At 67.9% G+C, this 22,091-nt stretch carries 3 protein-coding genes, 1 pseudogene and 1 other annotated feature; of the genes and pseudogenes, 2 read left to right on the top strand and 2 right to left on the bottom strand.

Annotated features, from left to right (window positions below):
* Positions 1 to 43: 43 nt before the first annotated feature.
* Together LPC10_RS06845 and LPC10_RS06840 are read left to right on the top strand one after the other, a co-directional pair.
* Complete coding sequence (locus LPC10_RS06845; protein WP_231346019.1) at positions 44 to 17,491, top strand: carbohydrate-binding protein; 17,448 nt, start codon at positions 44 to 46, stop codon at positions 17,489 to 17,491.
* A 517-nt stretch (positions 17,492 to 18,008) separates the two neighbouring features.
* The gene (locus LPC10_RS06840; RefSeq protein WP_231346018.1) at positions 18,009 to 19,148 is read left to right on the top strand and encodes an HPP family protein; all 1,140 of its coding nucleotides are present in this window, start codon (positions 18,009 to 18,011) and stop codon (positions 19,146 to 19,148) included.
* Between the two features lie 349 nt (positions 19,149 to 19,497).
* On the opposite strand, the pseudogene LPC10_RS06835 reads toward LPC10_RS06840, so the two are convergent.
* Both LPC10_RS06835 and LPC10_RS06830 read right to left on the bottom strand, forming a co-directional pair.
* Positions 19,498 to 20,555: pseudogene (locus LPC10_RS06835) on the bottom strand (IS3 family transposase); the annotation flags it as partial.
* Positions 20,329 to 20,445, bottom strand: a sequence feature (AL1L pseudoknot). (Overlaps the previous pseudogene by 117 nt.)
* 74 nt (positions 20,556 to 20,629) lie before the next feature.
* Positions 20,630 to 21,981 (bottom strand): IS3 family transposase gene (locus LPC10_RS06830; RefSeq protein ID WP_231345814.1). Its coding sequence is split into 2 segments (ribosomal slippage): positions 20,630 to 21,643 and positions 21,646 to 21,981, totalling 1,350 coding nucleotides; the frame shifts between segments, so codons are not numbered across the junction.
* Positions 21,982 to 22,091: the final 110 nt, after the last annotated feature.

The following is a 22,091-nucleotide window of genomic DNA, read 5'->3' as shown; positions in this document are numbered from 1 at the left end:
GCGGACCACGCTCCGCTGCGCACGGCCGACACGGGAGCCAACCATGGCGCGCAACAAGTTTGGCAAGGGCACGTCGGGCAGCAAGTCCGGCAGCAAGACGGAAGCGGTCCTGGCGCTGGCCTCCGGAGCGATGGTGCTCGCTCTCGACGAGGGCAAGAACGTCATCGGGCAGACGTCCGCCGCCGTGCCCCCGGCCGCGCCGCCGAAGGCCCCCCTTGCGCAAGGCAGCTCGGTGTCCCTCGAAGTCGAGGATCTCCCCTCGGCGCCGCTGGCCTCCTCGGCCACCCCGCCGAGCCGGAGCACCCATTCCGCGCGGGAATTCACGAGCGAGGACACGGGGCCGGTCATGACGGCCTCGGTGGAAGCATCCGCGCCCAAGGTCGGCTCCAGCACCCTGGTCGAGAGTTCGAGCCGCGTGTCGGCGCCCGCCCCCGCGATGGCCGAGGACAGCTTCGAGGCCGCGCCGGGAAGCTTCATCCCCGGCCCGATCAGTTCGGGGAGAGGCGGCAGCGGCAGCACGGCGCGGACAGCGAACAGCAACACCCTCCTGTCCGAGCAGGACGTTGCGCTGGCCGCGCCCCAAGCCGACGCGGTGCCGCCGGTGATTCAGACCCTGCGCCTTCAGGCGGAGGCGACGACGGGTGTGACGCGCGGGAGTGTCAGCGGCGGCACGACGACGACCACGCCCGTCGTGGTGTCGTTGGCGAACGCGAGCACGAGCGATCGGCCGAACGCCGATGCGGCCGACGGGGACGCCTACGTCGATTTCGGAGGGTTGAACGGCAACTTCAACGCCGGATCGGGTGAGTATCTGCAGTGGACGTTCGCGGTGCCTGCAGCGGGCACCTACGATCTCGCCTTCGGCTACGCGTTCTCCTCCGCGAGCGCGTCGAACCGGCCGATGCGCCTCGAAGTGAACGGCCAGATCTGGGACCGTCTGTTCGACTTCCAGACCACCGGCAACAACGCGGTCTACAGCGAGGCGGTCACCCGCGTCCACCTGGAGGCGGGCACGCAGACGGTCCGCCTGACGGCGACCGGCTTCAGCGGGCCGAACCTCGACTATCTCGAAATCCGCAGCGCCGACCCGCACCGGATCGTCATCCAGGCCGAGGATCTGCTGTCGTCCGCGACGACCGACATGGCATCGTTGGCGGTCAACCGGCCGATCACGCTGCCGTTCCTGAACGGCAAGACGCAGCCGGAAACCTTCCGCGTCGGCGCGGAGGGCGATGCCTATCTCGACTGGGGCTCGGCCGCCAACACCCTCGACATTCCCGTCACCGCGACGGTGGCCGGCACCTACAGCATCACCATCACCTACGCCAACGGCGGCACCACGGGCCGGCCGCTCGCGCTCACTTATCAGGACGGAACTGCGATCGGCACGTTTGCCCTCGCGCCCACGACCGCTCCAGCGGCTTACCCGGCCTTCTATGAGGATCTCACTGGAGCGGTACGGCCCGCTGACGGTAACGATGTGGGCACTGTGCCCGACCAGACCGGGTGGGAAGGTTGGACGAAGTCCACCCTCACCGTGAATGTGACGCTGAACGCCGGCACGACGGTGCTTCGCCTCTCCGGCGCGGGGGGCCCCAACATCGACAAGTTCGAGTTCGTGCTGGTCGAGGCGTTCAAGCCCGAACCGGTCGCCCCGTCCGACATCACGCTCGCCAATCTCTCGGTGGCCGAGAACCTGACCGGCGCCGTGATCGGCCGTGTCACCGTCACCGACGCCGATTCCGCTGCGCACACGATCCAGGTCTTCGAGGGTGCGACCCTCAGCACCCGCTTCGAGGTCGTGAACGGTGAGCTCAAGCTCCGGGCCGATCAGAGCCTCGATTTCGAGGCGGGCTCCAGCCTCCCGATCCGTCTCGTCGCCACGGATGCAGGCGGATTGTCCGTCAACCGATCCTTTGCGATCGCCATCACCAACGACACGACGGACGATGTCCTCCCGCCCCAGCCGAACACCACGCCGACGGCCGGGAACGGCAGCACACAGACCAACGAAGATACCGCCGTCACCTTCGATGTCGCGCCGCTGATCGCCGACGCCGACGCCGACGCGGGCGATGTCCTCACCGTCACCGCCACGGTCCCCGCCGCTCAGGGCACCGTCTCGGTCAACGGCACGCTCATCACCTTCACCCCGGCCGCGAACTTCTCCGGCCAAGCCGACATCGCCTACGTCGTCACCGACAACGGCTCGCCCGTCCGCTCGGCCACCGCCTCGCTGACCGTCGCCGTCACGCCGGTGGACGATGCCGCGACCGCGCTGAGCGTCACACCCGTGTCGGTCGCCGAGAATGTGGCCGGTGCGGTCGTGGCGACGATCGCGATCACCGACATCGACACGATCTACGGGCCGGATGACGTCATGCTCTCGGGCGCGGATGCGGCCAAGTTCCGCGTCATCGACAGCGGGGGTGCATTGCACCTCGCCCTGCGCGAGGGCGTGTCGTTGGACTTCGAGGGCGCGCGCCCCGAGGTCTCGGTGACGGTCGGTGGCCTGAGCCAATCCGTGACGCTCTCCGTCACCAATGACATGACGGACGACGTTCCTGGAACCCAGCCGAACACCGCGCCGACGGCCCTGAACGGCACCGCTCAGACCAGCGAGGACACCGCTGTCACCATCGACGTCGCTAGCCTGATCGCGGACGTCGACACGGGCGGCACCCTCTCCGTCACCGCCACGGTCCCGGCCGCGCAGGGCACCGTCTCGGTCAACGGTACCGTCATCACCTTCACGCCGGCCGCCAACTTCTCCGGCCAAGCCAGCATCGCCTACATCGTCACCGACAACGGCTCGCCCGCCCTCTCGGCCTCTGCCTCCGTCACGGTCGCCATCGCGCCGGTGGACGACGCCGCGACCGGACTGAGTGTGACCGCCCTGCCGGTCGCTGAGAATGCGCCCGGCGCGATCGTGGCCAACATCGCGATCACGGACATCGACAGCAGCTATCTCCCCGAGGACGTCGTGCTTTCGGGCGCGGATGCCGGCCGGTTCGAAGTCGTCGGCACCGCGGGCGCGCTGCAACTGGCGCTGCGCCAGGGCCAAACCCTGAACTTCGAGGGCGCCCGGCCCGAGGTCTCGGTGAGCGTCGGTGACCTAACTCAATCCGTCACCCTCGCCGTCACGAACCTGAACGAGGCGCCGATGCTGACAGGCACCCTGGCGGCGGCCAGCGTGCCGGCGAGCGGCGGGTCGGTGTCGCTGGCGGGCCTCGTGGCGGCCGATCCGGACGGCACCACGCCCGCGCTCGGGCTCCGTCTGGCCGGCGGAGGGGATCTGCCCTCCGGCATCAGCCTCAGCGGCGGGGCAGTGACCGTCGCGGCCGGCGTCGCGCCCGGCGCCTACGCGTTCGAGGTCTTCGCGACCGACGGCCAACTGACCTCCGCCGCCGTCCCCTTCACCCTCACGATCCAGGCTCCTCCCATGCCCGAGCCCTTCAACCAGATCCTGATCCAAGCCGAGGCCGGGCGTCTGACGATCGTGGACACCGACATCAACACGAACGACACCTTCGTCCGCAATCCTTGGAACAAGGAGACGTCGAACGCGGCCGGCCTCGTCGACGGATTGCGGCCGGGCTTCACCGGCAGCGGCTATCTCGACTTCGGCGACACGCCCGGCGACACCGCGAGCTACAGCTTCACCGTCGCGGAGGCCGGCAGCTACGACATCCACGTCCGCTATGCTTCCGCCGGCAATCGCCCGCTCGCCTTCCGGCTCGACGGCGCGGCGCTGCCCAACCTGTCCAACCTGCCCTTCCTCTCGACGGATCCGGATGGAACCGGCGCAGCGGACGGGTTCAACAACTGGTCCGTGCAGAAGGTGACGGTGACGCTCACCGCCGGCACGCACACGATTGCCTTCGCGATCCCGGGGGGCGCGACTTCGGGCCCCAACCTCGACGCGATCGCGGTCACGCGCCAGGGCGCGACCGCGACCTTCAATGCCCCGAACGCGCTTCCCGTCGTGACGGAGGCCGGCTTCACGGTCGCCGAGGGAACGGTGACCGTCGGAACGGTGACGGCGAGCGACCTCGACGGTGACCGGGTCGACTTCGCGCTGACCGCGAACGCGGCGACCGACAACGCCCTGTTCGTCATCGACACCCGGACGGGCGCGCTGAGCTTCAAGACCGCGCCCGACTTCGAGGGTGCGCGCGGTGCGGGTCCTTACACAGTGGAGGTCGAGGCGTTCGACGGAACCGGGCGGACCCTGAAGACGCTCGCGGTCGCGGTCACCAACGTCAACGAGGCACCGGTGATCACCACGACAGTGCTCTCGGCCACGGAGAACCAGACGGCGGTCGGCCTCGTGGCGGCGACCGACGTGGACGGCAACGCGCTCACCTACGCGCTGACCGCGAATGCGGTGACCGACAACGCGCTGTTCGCCATCGACGCCCGGACGGGCGCGCTGAGCTTCCTGACCGCGCCCGACTACGAGGCGCTGCCGGCCGGCAAGACCTTCAACGTCGAGGTTGCAGTCAGCGACGGCAGCCTGACGACCTCCAAGACCATCACCGTCTCCGTTACCGACGTCGCCGAGGGCGGGCCGGTGCCGGTCGTCTTCGGGGCGATCACGCCCTACTCGTCCCAGGATCGGCCGCAGGACGGCGGTACGGTCACCGCCACCCCCGATTCACTGACGCTCGACGGCAATTTCTGGAAGCGCGTGAGCATCGGCAGCTACACGGTCACAGAGGCGACCAAGCTCGAGTTCGACCTGCGCGTGGGCACCGGCGGTGAACTCCCCGAGATCGTGGCGATCGGCTTCGACGTCGATGAAGACCCCTTCGACGCGGATGCCAGCATCTACCAGCTCGGCGGAAGCCAGACCCAGGGCGGGTTCATCGATCTGCGCGGCTCGGGCACCCCGAACGGGGACGGGACGGTCCGCTTCGTCATCGATCTCGGCGCCCATGCCGGCAAGACCCTGACGTCGCTCGTGGTCGTCAACGACGACGACAGCCGTCCGAATCTGGGCTCCTCGACCTACACCAATGTGCGGTTCGTGGAGACGGCCGACGCCAATGCCGCGCCGGTCGTGGTCGGCGGCGGCATCGCCGACCGCACGATCCCTGAGACCGGCTCGCTCGAGATCGACCTGCCGTTCCTCGATCCGGACGGCGACGCGCTGAGCTACACGCTCGAGGTGAAGAATGCGGCCGGTGCGGTCGTCCCGAACGGCGGCCTGACGATCACCGACGGCGTTCTCTCCGGCAGTCTCGCGGCCCTCGGCAACGGCGTCTTCACGGTGACGGTGCGGGCAAGCGACGGGACGGCTTTTGCCGAGGACAGCTTCTCGCTGACGGTCACGCACGTCAACAAGGCGCCGGTGGCCGAGGATGTGGCGCTCGAGCCGTATTTCGGCCGCGTCGGCACGGCCTTCACCGGCTTCGACATCAACGGACTGTCGTCGTTCTTCAGCGATCCCGAGAGCGAGGCACTGACCTTCACGATCGAGGACCTACCGCCGGGCCTGAGCGTCAACGCGGAGGGCTATGTCAGCGGTACCCCGATCGCGTCGGGCACCTTCGCGGTGAAGGTCCGGGCGAGCGATCCGGCCGGCCTGTCCGACACGCTCACCCTGACCTTCGTCGTCGAGGCGTCGGCCGCGGGCAACGTCGTCTCGGTCGAGGCCGAGGCCCTCACGGGGCTCTCGACCGCCGACGGCTTCTTCGCCACCGGCGCCACCGCCGCCTCCGGCAGCCGACTGATCCTGCTCAATCAGGGCGATGCCGGATCGGTCTCGACCAACCTCGCGGCCAACGGCCTCGCCGACGGCTATTACCGCGTCACCGCCTACGTCTTCGACGAGACGGACGGCGCCAGCACCTTCTCGCTGTCGGTCGATGGCACCCAACTCCGGATCGGCGGAACCTCGAGCGTCGTCCTCAACGACGCGGGTCCGGGCAGCTTCGTCAACCCGCTGGCGCTGCGCGGGACGGCCGCGAACGCGGGCAACCTCAAGGCGATCACCTTCGACACGATCGTCCGCGTCGAGGCCGGGAGCGTCATGACGCTCAATGGCCAGGCGATCGGGGGCGAGTCCCTGCGCTTCGACCGCTTCACCTTCGAGCGCGTCGAGGCGCCGAACGCCGCGCCCACCGGCATCACGCTCACGGGCGCGGTGGCCGAGAACGCCGTGGGCGCCCTCGTCGGCCTGCTCGCGGCCACCGATGCGGAGGGCGATGCCGTCAGCTTCACGGTGTCGGATCCGCGCTTCGTCGTGGTCCGCAACACCGAGACCGGCCAGACCGAGCTGCGTCTGGCCGCCGGCGCGGCGCTCAACCACGAGACGGATAACGGGACCACCATCAGCGTCGTGGCAACCGATGCCCGCGGCGCGGCGACGACCGCACAGGTCACGCTCTCGGTCACGGATGTGAACGAGGCGCCGACGCTGTCCGGCACCATCGCGGCCCAGGTCTTCCAGAGCGACGCCGGTGGCGAGGTCAACCTCGCGGTGCTCACGGCCGCCGACCCCGATGCGGGCGATGCCGCGACGCTGTTCGTCCGTCTCGCGGGCGGCGGCGCCCTGCCGACCGGTATCGTCCTCGACGGCAGCGTCCTGCGGGTCGCCCCGAACGTGGCGCCCGGCGCCTACGCGATCGAGGTCCTCGCCAGCGACGGCGAACTCGCCTCGGCCCCCGTGGCCTTCACGGTCACGGTCGAGCAGCCTGGAACGCCGCAGCCGTTCGAGCCCATCGTGATCCAGGGCGAGGCGGCGTCCGTCACCCTGACGCAGGCGGCCGACGCCAACTCGACGCTGCTGCGTACGACTACGGCCAACCCGGAAACCCCCGGCGGCACGAAGGTACTCGACCAGTTCGGCCTGCGGGCCGGCTACACCGGAACCGGTTACCTCGACTTCGGCAACGATGCCGGGGACCGGGCCAGCTTCGTGGTGACGGTGGCACAGGCCGGCACCTACGAACTGGCCATCCGCTACGCCTCCGGCGACGCCCGCGCCCTCGACCTCGCGGTCGGCACCGGGCCCGCGACCCTGGTCGAGTTCGCGAACACCGGAGCGCCGGCGAGCGGCACGACACCCGCGGTCGACGGCTTCAACGTCTGGGCCACCAAGACGGTGACGGTCACCCTCGCGGCGGGGGCGAACACCCTCTCGCTCGCGATCCCTGCCGGGCGCGTCAACGGCCCCAACATCGACAGCCTGACGATCAGCAAGCCGCAGGCGCCGGCCGACGTCTCGGCCGACGCCGACGACATCCCGCTCTTCCTCTCCGGCCCGATCGGCGAGCTGACCGGGGCGGCAAAGGAATCGATCAACTTCAAGATCGCGGGCGTCGACGCGGATATCGTCAAGACCGAGATCAGCTTCGACAACGGCGTCACCCGGACGCTCGTCCGGCCGGACGCGGACGGCGACTTCGTCGCGGACGGCTCCGGCCTCGCGGCGGGCTCCTACACGGCGCGGGTCTACGTCACCGACGGCGCCGGCAACGTCGCCTCCTCCTCGATGTCGATCGTGATCGGGGGCACCGTGACGGTGGCGCCCTTCACGATCCAGGCCGAGGACGCCACGCGGGTCACGGTGCAGGATACCGGTGTGCCCACCAACGCCGACTTCACCCGCGTGGTGGACGCGGCCCATCCGGATGCGACCGGCAATTACCGGGTCGGCGCGGTCGGCGGCGCCTACATGGATTTCGGCGCCAATGCGGGCGACGCCATCACGGTGAACGTCGATGCGCCCGCGGCCGGGACCTACCTCGTCACGTTCCGCTACGCCAACGGCGGCGCGGCCAACCGGCCGCTCGACCTGCGGCTCAACGGTGGTACGGCGCTCTCGGTCGACTTCGTGCCCGGTCCGGTGATCGGCACCGGCACGACCGCGTCCGGATGGGAGTCCTGGGTCGAGAAGACGGTCGAGCTGACCTTGAAGGCCGGCGCGAACACGATCGCGCTGGCGATCCCGGCCGGAGCCCTGGCCGGGCCGAACATCGACGAGATCCGCTTCGTCCATCAGGGAAGCGGGCCGAGCCAGCCGCAGCCGTTCCAGCTCACGATCGAGGCCGAGACCTTCACGCCGATCGATACGACCGGGACCGGCAATGCGATCACCCAGGCGCGGACACTCGCCAACAAGGAGCCGACCCTCCCGCTCCTGCGCGACGTCAACGGCGACGGGTTGTGGGACGGCTTCACCGGCACCGGCTACCTCGATATGGGGGCGCAGATCGGTGACGCGGCCTCGTTCAACCTGACGACCCCGCAGGCCGGCACCTACACCTTCGCGTTCCGCTACTCGAACGGCGGCAACCCGCAGGGCGACCGTCCGATGACGGTCACGGTGAACGGCGTCACCAAGACGCTCTCGTTCCCCGGCACCGACGTGAACGGCTGGGACAACTGGAAGACGGCGACCGTCGAGATCGATCTCGCGGCCGGCGCCAACACGGTGACGATCGCCAACACGGTCGCCAACGGCCCCAATATCGACAGCGTCACGATCAGCCGCGACGGTGCTCCGGTCGATCCGCGCGGCCGCGAACTGTTCCAGGAGGTCGTCAAGATCAACTTCGAGCCGGCTCCGGGCCAGACCACGCAGGGCCTGCCCGCCGGCTACGTCACGCCCGCCGGCTATCTCGCCGACACGGGTGCCGCCTACGGCGATCGCGGCAATGGCTTCAGCTACGGCTGGGTGACGGAGGCGAGCGTCGTCGACGGCACGGCCAACGGCACCATCGCGGCCGCGCAGCCCGCCAACGCCCACTGGTACAAGAACACGGTCACGGGCGCGTCCAATCTCCAGAAGACCTACGCGCATTTCGAGTTCCCGGGTGCCGGTGCGGCCGGCGCGCGGGCCTGGGAGATGGCGCTTGCCAACGGGACCTACCAAGTCAAGCTCTCGATCGGCGACACCGCGGGTGCGTTCGACAGCACCTATGCGATCAATGTCGAGGGCAAGCGCTTCATGCCCTCCTGGGTGCCGGCCAACCCGCTCGACAACTCGCAGAACGGCGGCGGCTTCCGCTCGACGCTGGTCACTGGCATCGTGCAGGTGACGGACGGGCGGCTGACGGTCGACTCCATCGGCGGCACCAACACCGAGATCCAGTATCTCGAGATCGACCGCCTGCCCGACCTGACGCCGACCGACACACGGACGGCGGACCTCGACTACTCGACCTTCGCCGCGCCGCGCGCCGCCTACCTCAACGATCAGGTCTCGATCGCGCTCGGCGAGAACGGGCAACTGCCGACCGGCATCAACCCGCTGTCGAGCTTCGTCGTCGGCGTCAACGTGCAGGCGCCGAACCACCGCGGCCCGAACATCGCCCATGTCGAGGGAATCAAACTCGTCGAAACGCTGACCGGCCAGGAGGTCGCGATCAACGTGCAGATCTCCGGCGGCGCCGACTCGCTGACGATCCGTCCGCTGCAGGCGCTGAAGGCGAACACCAGCTACACGCTCAAGGTCGAGGATGTGCTCGACCTCGGCAGCATCACGGATGCCGCGGCCGCCATCCGTCAGATGCAGGACCTTACGACGACCTTCGTGACGGGCGTGGCGCCGACTGAGGTGGCACGCGAGGTCGCCTTCACGACTTCGACGCTCCTCAACGGCTTCGTCGACGGCGCCGGGGGCTTCACCTCGATCGAGTTCGGCCCCGACGGAAAACTCTACGTCGCCACCATCATGGGCGAGATCTTCCGCTGGAGCGTCAATTCTGACGGCTCGATCAACAAGGCCTCCAAGGAGAGCCTCGTTCTCGACTACCTGCAATCGGGCGCGGATCGGCGCGGCATTATCGGGCTCACCTTCGATCCGACCGATCCGAACACGATCTGGATCAGCGACAACTATCCGATCCCGCGCGAGAACAAGGCGTTCGACACGCCGGAATTTTCCGGCCGGGTGAGCAAGATCACGCTCGGGCAGAACGGCTCGTTCACGGGTGCCACCGCCGAGACCTACCTCACCGGTCTGCCGCGCTCGGGCGGTGACCACGTCACCAACAGCCTGGAGTTCCGCGCCAACCCCGATGCGGGACAGGCCGGCGAGCCGGCCTACCTCCTCTACCTGTCCCAGGGCTCGAACTCCGCCGCGGGCGCGCCCGACGGCGCCTGGGGCAACCGGCCCGAGCGGCTGCTCAACGCGGCCGTCCTCGAGATCGACCCGACCCGCAAGGCGCCGACCGGCGGCTTCGACGTGCGCACGGAGCCGGTGACGGTTCCGACCACGCAGAACCCGCTCTCAAGCTTCAACAGCGACGGCACCTATCCGGGCTTCTACAACCCGTATGCGGCGGATGCCGTCCTCAAGATCTTCGCCACCGGCATCCGCAACGCCTACGACCTCGTCTGGCACTCCAACGGCCACCTCTACATGCCGACGAACGGCACGGCGTCGGGCGGCAAGACCTTCGACGACCCGACGCAGCCCGGAAGCCAGATCATCGTCAACTCGCCGACCCAGGATGACTACTTCTTCACCGTCGAGCAGGGTAAATATTACGGTCACCCCAACATCCTGCGCGACGAGTACATCCTCAACGGCGGCAACCCGACGTCTGGCGTCGACAAGAACGAGGTGACCGACCGCAAGGACGGCAACCCGAACACCGACGGCTACGACGCCGGCGTCCGGCCCGACCTGAACTACGACCTCGACGGCGCCTACAGCCTCGGCCGCAATCAGTCTCCCAACGGTGCGATCGAGTACAAGGGCAGCGCTTTCGGCACGAATCTCAAGGGTGCGGTGCTGTTCGCGCAGTTCTCGACCGGCGACAACGTCCGCGCCATCCGGGTCGATGCGAGCGGCAAGATCATCGGCGACGACGTGCTGCGGCGGCCCGATGGTTCGGTGATCAACAACTACATCGATCCGCTCGACATCATCGAGAACCCGGTCACCGGCCAGCTCTACCTGATGACGCTGAATCGCGGCACGGGGGCGAGCCAGCTCATCCTGCTGACGCCCGCCCCCGGCGGCGTGACGCAGGACCTCACGGCGGACGAGGGCGGCAACCTCGCGCTCGTCGCCGTCAATGTCAGCAACCCGGCGGCCGCCGTCTTCCAGCTCAACGGGCTCGACAGCGACATCACCGCGGTGCGCGTCTCGTTCAACGGCGGTCCGAGCCAGACCGTCACGCTCGACCCGCAGAACCGCTTCACCGCCAACGTCGGAACCTTGACCGGTCCGGTGATCGCGACGGTCGAAGTCACGGACGATGCGCTCAACCGCGCCTCCACGACCGCGAGCTTCACCCCCGGACAGAATCCCGGCCCGACCGGGCTCGTCTCCCTGATGACGATCCAGGCGGAGGACACCACGCCGGGCGACGGCACCGCCGTCACCGTGGCGACGGGCTCGGCCGCGCAGATCCAGATCCGCAGCGCCGCCAACCCCGAACCCAACGCGACCGGCACGGGCTACGTGAACGGCCTGCGTCCGGGCGCGGTGGGCCTCGACGGGAACACCAGCAACACCGATGGCGTGCCGGGCGGCTACGCCGATTTCGGCGCCAGCAACGCGGACTTCGTCACCTTCAGCTTCTCGGTGCCGAGCACGCAGGCCGGGGCTGGCGTCATCAAGGTGCGCTACGCCAACGGCGCCACCGCGGACCGGCCGCTGGAGGCCGTGCTGAACGGGGTGAGCCTCGGCAATGTCAGCTTCGTCCCGCCCACCGGCGTGACGGGTGACCCGGCCTGGACGGTCTGGCAGACGGTCGACGTGCCCGCCAACCTGGTGGCCGGCTTGAACACCATTACGTTCAAGTCGGTCGCGGCGACGGGGCCCAACATCGATCAGATCGAGGTGCTGGTGCCCGAGGCACAAGTGCCGAGCACCCCCTATACCTTCTACGAGGCGGAGACGGCGCAGATCGTCGGCGCCAAGGTCGTCACGGAGAACCGCAACCAAGTCGGCACCGGCTTCGTCGATTTCGACGGGACCGGCGATCAGTCGATCACCTGGACGGTGAATGCGGCGAGCGCCGGCTCGTTCGAGATCGGCTTCCGCTACGCGCTGGCGGCCTCGAAGGCGGACCGTCCGCTCTCGCTCACGGTCAACGGCGTCAATCTCGGTCCCGTCAACTTCGAGGGCTTCGGACCGGATGCGGAGAACACCTGGCAGTTCGAGACGGCGATCGTGAACCTCCGGCAGGGCGCCAACACCGTCACGGTCACGGCCCCGAACGCCGTCGGCCCGAACATCGATCAGCTTCGCGTCGCCACCGGCACCGCGGCGCCGCCCTTCGAGCCGGACTACGTGTCCGTCACGACGGAGTCCCGGATCGAGCTCGAACAGACCGCCGACAGCTCGACCCGCATCCTCAACAGCCAAGCCGTGGAGTTCTACTTCAAGGTCGCGGCCAACGGCCTCTATGCCCTCGACCTCGCGGCCAATGCCGGCGCGGCCAATGGCGGGACGCTGCGCCTCTTCCTCAACGGCACCGCCACCGAGGAAATCGCCTTCCCCGGCGTCGGGACGGCGGGCGAGCGCACCGTCTACGTCAACCTCGAAGCCGGCACCTCCTACGCGCTGCGTGTGCTGTCGTCCGCGCCGGGCGCGAACGCGCTCGACTATCTCGACGTGCGGCGGGCACCCGGCAACCCGAACGCCGACATCGCGGTCCAGAGCCTCGATCCGGCCTATCTCGATAACCGGCTACACTTCAGCTACCTGGAGGATCCGGACTCGGTCGCGCCCGACGCGGCGGATCGCGACTTCAAGGATTCCGGTACGGTGCGGATCACCAATACCGGCACCGAGACGCTGTCCCTCACCGACTACGACCTCACCGGTCCGTTCGTCCTCGCGAATCCGACCCAGCTCGACGGGTTGACCATCGCGGCGGGCCAATCGGCCGATGTCACGGTGCTGTTCAACCGGGCCGCCTACACCCCGCCGACCAGCAACATCGACGCGACCTCGACGGTCTTCACCGGCGCGCTGAAGCTCATCACCAACGATGCCGACACGCCGGTCACCACGATCGATCTTGCGGGCTTCTGGCAGGCGCGGGACGAGGGCGGGCAGGAGCCGAACGTCAACGAGATCTGGAAGATCTTCGGCTTCGGCAACGTCATCGAAGGCCTGACGCTACGCGGCGGCGGTGAGAACTCGGTGCTGAGCACCAACGACGTCTTCGCCAAGACCGACGAGACCGAGGTGCTGTCGCCCTACTGGCGCATCGCCGACGGGGTCACGCAGGCCAAGGTCACTCAGATCGCCGCCTTCCACGGCACCGGCGGCGCGACGCTGCACATCCACAACCCCGGCGACAAGGGAGCCAACGTCCGGTTCTGGGATCACGAGGGAACGGACAACCAGCGCCTGCTCCCGAATGCCGGCAACGACACAACCTTCGCGACCCGCACCTTCGACCGGGTGGCCATCCCGGACGCCTGGGCCGGCAACGACATCTTCGGCATCTCGGTGGCCGGATTGTCCACCGATCCGCGGCTCAATCCGCGCGGCAACGTCGAGGTTCCGGGCGCGCAGCAAGGCCACACGGTGAAGATGTTCCAGGCGCTCGATGCGCAGGGGAAGGTGATCCCGAACGTCTATCTCGGGGTCATGGACTATACCGGTATCAACTACGACTATAACGACAACCTGTTCGTCATCGAGGGCGTGACGCCGGTCGGCTTCGGCCAGCACATGGTGGTGAGCGGGCTCGACGACGCGGCGGCCGGGGATCGTCTCGTCTTCACCAACATCGACTCGCCGGCCAACGCCTCGCAGGCCTTCCGCAACGAGGCGACGTTCACCATCCGGAACGACGGCTCCGCGGCGCTCACCATCGACAGCGTGACGACCGGCAGCGCCGCGTTCCAGATCGTCGGCACGCCGCCGGCCTCGATCGCGGCCAATGCGAGCGCGACCGTCACGGTCCGCTTCGTCGGCACGCATAACGGTACGTCCGCCGGCGCGGACCTGACCGAGTCGACGCTGACGATCCGGTCGAACGACTTCGTCCAGGGCGAGAAGGTGATCGCGCTCGCCGGCCTCGCCCAGGAGTTCTCGGAGAACAACTCGGAGCCGACGGTCGCCCAGATCGTCAAGGCCCTCGGCTACAGCACCGACATGGCCCAGGGCGATCTGGCGAATGGCGGTCGTGTCGAGACCGTCGGCAACGAGGTGCTGATGCCCTACCTGGAGCGGCTCGACGCGACGAAGGCGGTCGAGGTCATCCAGGTCGCGGCCTTCCTCAACCAGGGCAACGTGGCGCGGCTCGGCTTCCACGGCCTCGCCTCGTCGCAGGTCACCAACCTGTTCGCCAACGACGATCAGCAGGGCCAGACCGTGCTGCCCGACCAGTTGGTGACCGGCACGGGCGCGGGCGCGAGCGTGGCGCGCGGGACCATCAACCAGAGCACGCCGTTCGGCCTCTACATCTCCGTCGATGGCCGGCCGACCTACTCGTCCTGGACCGATCCGGTCGCCAACCGCATCGATCCCCAATTCGGCCAGCTCGTCGGCGACGATCAGGGCCACCTGATCCGCTTCTTCGAGGCGCGCGACGCCAATGGAGCCGTGATCGCGGGGACGTATATCGGCATCCAAGACTATCCGGGTGCCGGAAACTACGATTACAACGACCACATGTTCGTCATCAAAAACGTCAAGCCGCATGTCTTGACGAGCACGAACGACGCGAATGGCGACCGTATCAACGACGCCCTGCAGCGCGACACGGATGGTGACGGTCTCGTCAACTTCTTCGACACGACGAACACCGCCCAGACGCCGTTCGGCGGTACCGCGCCGCAGATCGGGGCCGCCCCCGTTGTGATCGACGCCACGCGCTTCGATCTCGGCGGACAGGGTGTGGCCTACAACGACACGACGGCGAACGACGAGGGGGGCACGGCGGGCCGAAACGAGGGTGTCGACATCGTCGGCAACAACGTGGCCGTGGGCTACATCGCGGCCGGCGAGTGGATCGAGTACACGGTCAACGTGGCACGGGCCGGCGTCCACACGCTGACCTTCGCCGCCGCTTCCCCCGATCCGGGACGCACCATCACCGCTTCGTTCGAGCAGAACGGCTCGACCTACGTGACGGCGGCCTCGGCCAATGTGGTGGACACCAACAACTACACCTCGTTCACCGCCACCGCGCCGGTCCAGGTCAATCTGGCGGCGGGTGTCCAGACGGTCCGCCTCACTTTCGGCGGCGGCGCCTTCGATCTCGACACCTTCACGATCGATCGCGCCAACGTGGCGCCGACCGTGGCACAGACGCTCTCGGGCGCCAGCGCTACGCAGGGGCAGTTCTTCAGCTACACCATTCCCGCGGGCACGTTCGTGGACGTGGACGGCGACGCGCTCGCCTACACCGTCACCGGACTGCCGGCGGGCCTGAGCTTCAACGCGGCGACCCGCGTCATCAGCGGCACGCCGCTGACCGCCGGTTCGCTGACCCTGCAGGTGACGGCCTCGGACGGTGCGGCGAGCGTATCCACACCGCTGGCGGTCGCGGTGGCGGCGCTGCCGGGTGGCCTTCAGCAGCCCTTCGGCGGGACGGCGCCGACCTTCACGAACGGCGTGCTGACGGTGGACGCGTCGAACTTCGACACCGGCGGCCAGGGCATCGCCTACAACGACAATGCCGGACGCGACGGCGGCACCACCTTCCGGTCGGGTGAAGCGGTCGAGTTCGTCAACAGCCAGAACGACATCGGCTACATCCGACCGGGCGAGTGGGTGGAGTACACCATCAACGCGCCGACCGGCGGCACCTACGATCTGAGCTTCCTGGCCAAGACCCCGCTGGCGAACGCCAGCATCGCGGTCTCGCTCAACGGCGGGGCGGCGCTCGGCACGGCGGCGCTTCAGGATGGCGGCGCCAGCTTCGACGCGGCACCGTTCCAGGCCTCGGCCCCGATCGGGGTCAACCTAGCGGCGGGGGTGCAGACCCTGCGGCTGACCTTCAACGGCACGCCGCAGGCCGGCTCACCCTATGTGCTGGATCTGCGCTCCTTCACCCTCGACCTGCGCGAAACGCCGCTCACTCAAACGCCCTTCGGCGGCACGGCGGCAGGTTTCTCGAACGGGGTGCTGACGGTCGACGCCTCCAACTACGACAACGGGGGCCAGGGCGTCGCCTACAACGATGCGGCGGGCCTCCAGGGGGGCACGAATGGCGGCCGGGCCGGCAGCGCGGTCGAGCAGACCGGGGCGGGCGACATCGGCTGGATCGATGCGGGTGATTGGACCGAGTACACGATCTCGGTTCCGACGGCCGGAGCCTACGATCTCGACCTGCTTCTCTCGAACGGGGGCGAGACCGGCCGCTCGGCGAAAGTCGACTTCTACAAGCCGGGCGTCGCAACACCCTACGCGACGAGCGGGTCGATCGCGAATCCGAGCACGGGCAGCTACAACACCTTCGTCGCTCGGGAGGTCGACGACATCGCGCTCGATGCGGGGACGCAGATCGTCCGGGTGACGTTCTCGGGCGGAAGCCAGGACTTCCGGTCGTTCACGCTGACGGCTCCGAGCAATCCGCAGAACCCCTTCAACGGGACGGCGCCGACCTTCACGAACGGCGTGCTGACGGTGGACGCGTCGAACTTCGACACCGGCGGCCAGGGCATCGCCTACAACGACAATGCCGGACGCGACGGCGGCACCACCTTCCGGGCGGGTGAAGCGGTCGAGTTCGTCAACAGCCAGAACGACATCGGCTACATCCGACCGGGCGAGTGGGTGGAGTACACCATCAACGCACCGACCGGCGGCACCTACGATCTGAGCTTCCTGGCCAAGACCCCGCTGGCGAACGCCAGCATCGCGGTCTCGCTCAACGGCGGGGCGGCGCTCGGCACGGCGGCGCTTCAGGATGGCGGCACCAGCTTCGGCGCGGCACCGTTCCAGGCCTCGGAACCGATCGGGATCACCCTGGCGGAGGGCGTGCAGACCCTGCGGCTGACCTTCAACGGCACGCCGCAGGCCGGCTCACCCTATGTGCTGGATCTGCGCTCCTTCACCCTCGACCTGCGTGAGCCCGGCCCGAATGCTCTGTCCGCGCTGACGGCCAATTCGGAGACCGGCCTCGGCGAGCCGGCATCGGACAGCACAGCCTTCAGCATGCAGAGCGGTGGGGTCGAGAAATTCGTCTGGTTTCCCGACGGCGCCATCCCCAACGACGTCTACGCGACGATGACCTCGGCGATGTCCGAACTGTACGGCTCCGAATCGGTCTCGCAGGCGGTTGGTGGCGGTGCCGCGGATCCACACCTGCCTCTTGCAGGTGAACCGGGACTTGGATCGACAATGGTTACGGATGCGCCGAGCGGCATCACGGTCCCCAAGGCGCTGTTCAGCACGCCGACGCCGACGCATTTCAACTTCGGAGTGCGATTCGCCATGCCCGCGACGCCTGACCCGGTCAGCCACCAATCGCTGCACCTGGACCAGGAGACGAGCGATCAGGCTCTCGCCCCGCTCTCACCGGTCTTGGGTGAGTTCGAGACCTTGATGCATATCGCCTGAGACGCGGAGGGACGGTCCAACAAGCCGCCGTCACCGAGTGATGCACCGCTCTGGGTTCCCCAGGGCGGTGCAGCGCGTCAATCGGCCCGCAGCGAGGATCACCTCGATCGCTCTCGGAGTCAGCGAAACCATCCGCCTGCGGTTCTTCGGCTGATGCAGACCCACGGTTCCTTTCCGGTCCCGATGATTTCCATCAGGGTGGCGAGAAAGCGCCGGCGCGGGCCGACGTTGCTCATGCCGAATGGGCAGGACATCACCAATCCGGACAACGCGCCCATGGCGAAGCCGATGCTGAACCGCTCCGCGAAAGCCGGAGCGGTTCAGTCTCTCATGTTCCGGCCATCGCGTGCCCAGCCGGTTCTGCCTCGATTGCAGGCAACGTGCCTCAGCACGTTGCAATTTCGAATGCGGCCGGTAAATCGGTATCTGGTATACCAGTGTGCCGCGTCGATCTTCCGAGCCTCCGCCCATCCGATGGGCGCCTCGGGCGGAGCCGGCAAGCGAGGGACGCACGAGGATGTCCAAGACTGCCATCCCCGAACGCCAAGCCGGCAGGTCATCCGGATTTCGGCTGTTCAGGCCCATCCTGGCAGGTGCGACCCTGCGGGAACGTGTGGTCGCGTGCCTCGGCGCGCTGGTCGGCATCACGCTGACGGGCCTGATCTGCGGCTTTGTCTTCGGTCAGGGGCCTGACATCCCGCTCATCGTCGCTCCGATGGGCGCCTCGGCGGTGTTGCTGTTTGCGGTGCCCGCGAGCCCGCTGGCGCAGCCCTGGTCCATCATCGGCGGCAATACGATCTCGGCCTTCATGGGCGTGCTCGCCGCCCGCTTCATTCCGGACCCGGTTGTGGCCATCGGCGTCGGGGTGTCGCTTGCGATCGCCGCGATGTCGCTCACTCGCTCCCTTCACCCGCCTGGGGGCGCGGCCGCATTGACGGCGTTGATCGGCGGCCCGGCCGTCACGTCCGCGGGCTTTCTGTTTCCTCTATTCCCGGTCTGCGTGAACTCGGTCATTCTGGTCGCGCTCGGCATCGCCTTCCACAAGATCTCACGCCGCAACTATCCCCACGTTCCCGTGGCAGCGCCGGTCAACACGCACGGAACGGCGGACCTGCCCGCGCCGCTGCGTGTCGGCTTCCGACAGGAAGACGTGGATGCCGCACTGCTCGAGCTGCACGAGACGCTGGACATCGACCGCGCCGACCTCGATCGGCTCCTCCGCCAAGTCGAACTCCGCGCGCTCGTGCGCACGCAGGGCGACCTGACCTGCGCCGAGATCATGTCGCGCGACGTGGTCACCATCGCGCCGGATGGCAGCGCCGAGCAGGCGCGGGAACTCCTGATCGCACGCAACATCCGGACATTGCCCGTGGTGGACGGGGCCGGCCGGCTGCTCGGCACGCTCGGCCTACGCGAGCTGACGTTGCATGGCGAGCGGGGCATCGCGCAGGTGATGTCCGAGGCCCAGACGACCGGCCCGGACGAGCCGGTCGTCGCGCTGGCGTCCTCGCTGACCGACGGTCGCACCCATGCGGTTGTGGTCGTGGATGGTGAACGCCGCGTTTTGGGCATCATCACTCAGACCGACCTCCTCGCGACCCTGACGCGCCTGCTCTCGGCCAGGACCCTCGCGCTTCCCAGCCCCGTCGCAGCGTAGACGGCCGATCAGGCCCGAATCCGTCGAGTACCCGAGGCTCAGCGCGCCATGGTGGACGTTGGCCCGTTCGTTGCTAGCGCTTCCCGTCGTTCTGGCACTGCCAGGTCCGCGAGATTCAGCCGATGCAAGACGGATCGCTTCTCCTTCAACTCCTGCACGCAGCCTTGATGGCTTCGAGCATGATGCTGACGTGGCAAGTCCATCGCTTGCGTAAGCCGAAGGCGGAGTAATCCGGTTTCCGTCTGATCGACTCGGCTGGATTTTCTCGTTGGCTTTGAGGGTTGAGCGTTTTTGGTCTGGATCGCGGCTATGAACCGCGCCGGGTTTCCCGGAGGCCGTTTGGTTTGGGTCATGCGGCCAAGGCTTGCACCTCGGCCTGGGCAAAGTAGCGCGCTTCGGCCTCGGCAGGAGGCACGTCGCCGATCGGCTGGAGTAGCCGACGCGTGTTGAACCAATCGACCCATTCGAGGGTGGCGAACTCGACCGCCTCGAAGGACCGCCACGGCCCACGGCGATGGATCACCTCGGCCTTGAACAGACCGTTGATCGTCTCGGCCAGGGCGTTGTCGTAAGAGTCGCCGACGCTGCCGACCGAGGGCTCGACGCCCGCCTCCGCCAATCGCTCCGTGTAGCGAATGGACAAGTACTGGCTTCCTCTGTCGCTGTGATGCACAAGGCCGCCGCCCTGCAGGGGGCGGCGTTCATGCAGAGCCTGCTCCAGGGCATCGAGCACGAAGCTGGCATGGGCGGTCCGCGACGCCCGCCAGCCGACGATGCGACGAGCGAAGGCATCGATGACGAGGGCCACGGAGACGAAGCCGGCCCAGGTTGCGACGTAGGTGAAGTCGCTGACCCACAAGGCGTTCGGGCGCGGCGCCTTGAACTAGCGGTTCACCCGGTCGAGTGGACAGGCTGCGGCCGGATCAGGGATCGTCGTACGGATCTTCTTGCCCCGTACGACTCCGGCCAACCCCATGACCCGCATCAGTCGAGCCACCGTGCAACGGGCCACCACGACCCCTTCCCGGCCGAGTTGCCGCTAGACCTTGCGCACCCCATAGACACAGAAGTTCTCCTCGAACACGCGGCGGATCTCGACCATGAGCGCCGCGTCCGAGCGAGCCCGAGCCGGCAGCTTGCCGGGATCGGCCCGCCGCGCGGCATAAGCGTGGTACGTCGACGGGGCGATCGGCAGAACCTTGCAGATCGGCTCGACCCCGTAGGCGGCGCGGTGGTCGTCGATGAAGGCGATCATGTCCGCGACCGGCGGTCGAGCTCCGCCAAGGCAAAATACGCGCTGGCCTTCCTCAGGATCTCGTTGGCCTGCCGCAGTTCGCGGTTCTCGCGCTCCAGCGCCTTGATCCGCTCGCGCTCGTCCGTGGTTGGGCCGGCTCGCTGACCTCGGTCTGTCCGTTGTCAGATGATTTGAGACGCTTTGAGGTGCTCAGGAACGGAGGCTCTGGTCCACCTGGGTTGAGAGGTTAGGCAGCCTGCGCGTAATGGCGCAAGCGGCGATCCATGAGGGTCTGACGCTTGATCCGCGCCCGTTCACGCAAGATCGTCTCGCCGCGGCCGAAGTAGACGTCGGCAGGGGTGAGGTTGCCCAGGCTCTCGTGAGCCCGGAGATGGTTATAGTGCTCGACGAAGGCGGCCACACGCGCCTCGAGTTCGCCGGGCAGGTAAGCGTGTTCGAGTAGAATGCGGTTCTTGAGCGTCTGGTGCCAGCGCTCGATCTTGCCCTGCGTCTGCGGATGGCGCGGGGCACCGCGGATGTGGGTCATACCCTGACTGCCGAGCCAGTCGGCCAGATCACCCGCGACGTAGCTCGATCCGTTGTCGGTGAGCAGCCGTGGCCGATGCGCCACCTGCACATGGTCGAGCCCGGCCGCCGCCAGCGCAAGGTCGAGCGTGGCGGTGACGTCGCCAACCTGCATCGTCGTGCACAGCTTCCACGCCACGATGTAGCGCGAGAAGTCGTCGAGCACGGTCGAGAGGTAGTACCACCCCCATCCCACGACCTTCAGGTAGGTGAAGTCCGTCTGCCAGAGCTGGTTGGGTGCGGTCGTCTTGTCGTGGAACGCATCGGCGGCTTTGACGACGATGTAGGCCGGGCTGGTGATCAGGTCCTGGGCTTTGAGCAGGCGGTAGACGGTTGCCTCCGAGACGAAGTAGCGCCGCTCGTCGGTGAAGCGCACCGCCAGCTCGCGCGGGCTGAGCTCTGGCTCCTCCAGTGCGAGGGCGACGATCTGCTCGCGGATCTCTGTCGGCAGACGGTTCCAGACCCGGCTGGGCCGCGAGGGACGATCCGCCAATGCCTCGGGGCCGCCGCACTGGAAGGCGTCATACCAGCGGTAGAAGGTGGCGCGCGGGATGGCGAGCTTCTCCAGGGTAGCGCGCACCGGCAGGTGAGACTGCTCGACCAACTGGATGATCTCCAGCTTCTCAGAGGCCGGGTACCTCATGCCTCGTCGCCCCCAGCCGCGGTCATGCTTTTTTTCAGCAGGCGGTTCTCCAGGACGAGGTCGGCCACGACTTCCTTCAGCGCACCCGCCTCGCGGCGCAGATCTTGGACCTCATCAGCGGTCGCGGCGCGGGCCGTGTCGCCGGCCAGCCGCTTCTTGCCGGCCTCCAAGAACTCCTTGGACCAGCCGTAGTACATCGAGCTGGCGATGCCCTCACGCCGGCACAGCTCGGCGATGCTGTCTTCACCGCGCAGGCCTTCCAGCACGATGCGGATCTTCTCCTCGGCCGAGAACTGCCGGCGTGTCGCGCGGCGGATGTCCTTGATCACGGCTTCTGCCGGCTTCCGTACCGGCCCGGACGTCTGTTTCATCTTCGCTCCTGGAGGCGACGATGAACCAGCTATCCTCCGTTCGTGAAGACCCTCAGTATGTCTCAGGAGTGCTGACGGCGGACAATTCCTGCTGACAGTCTCGCCTTCCA

This window comes from Methylorubrum sp. B1-46, assembly GCF_021117295.1.
Classification (GTDB): domain Bacteria; phylum Pseudomonadota; class Alphaproteobacteria; order Rhizobiales; family Beijerinckiaceae; genus Methylobacterium.
Note: the sequence above shows the minus strand (reverse complement) of the source record. Positions and strands in the feature narration are given on the sequence as shown.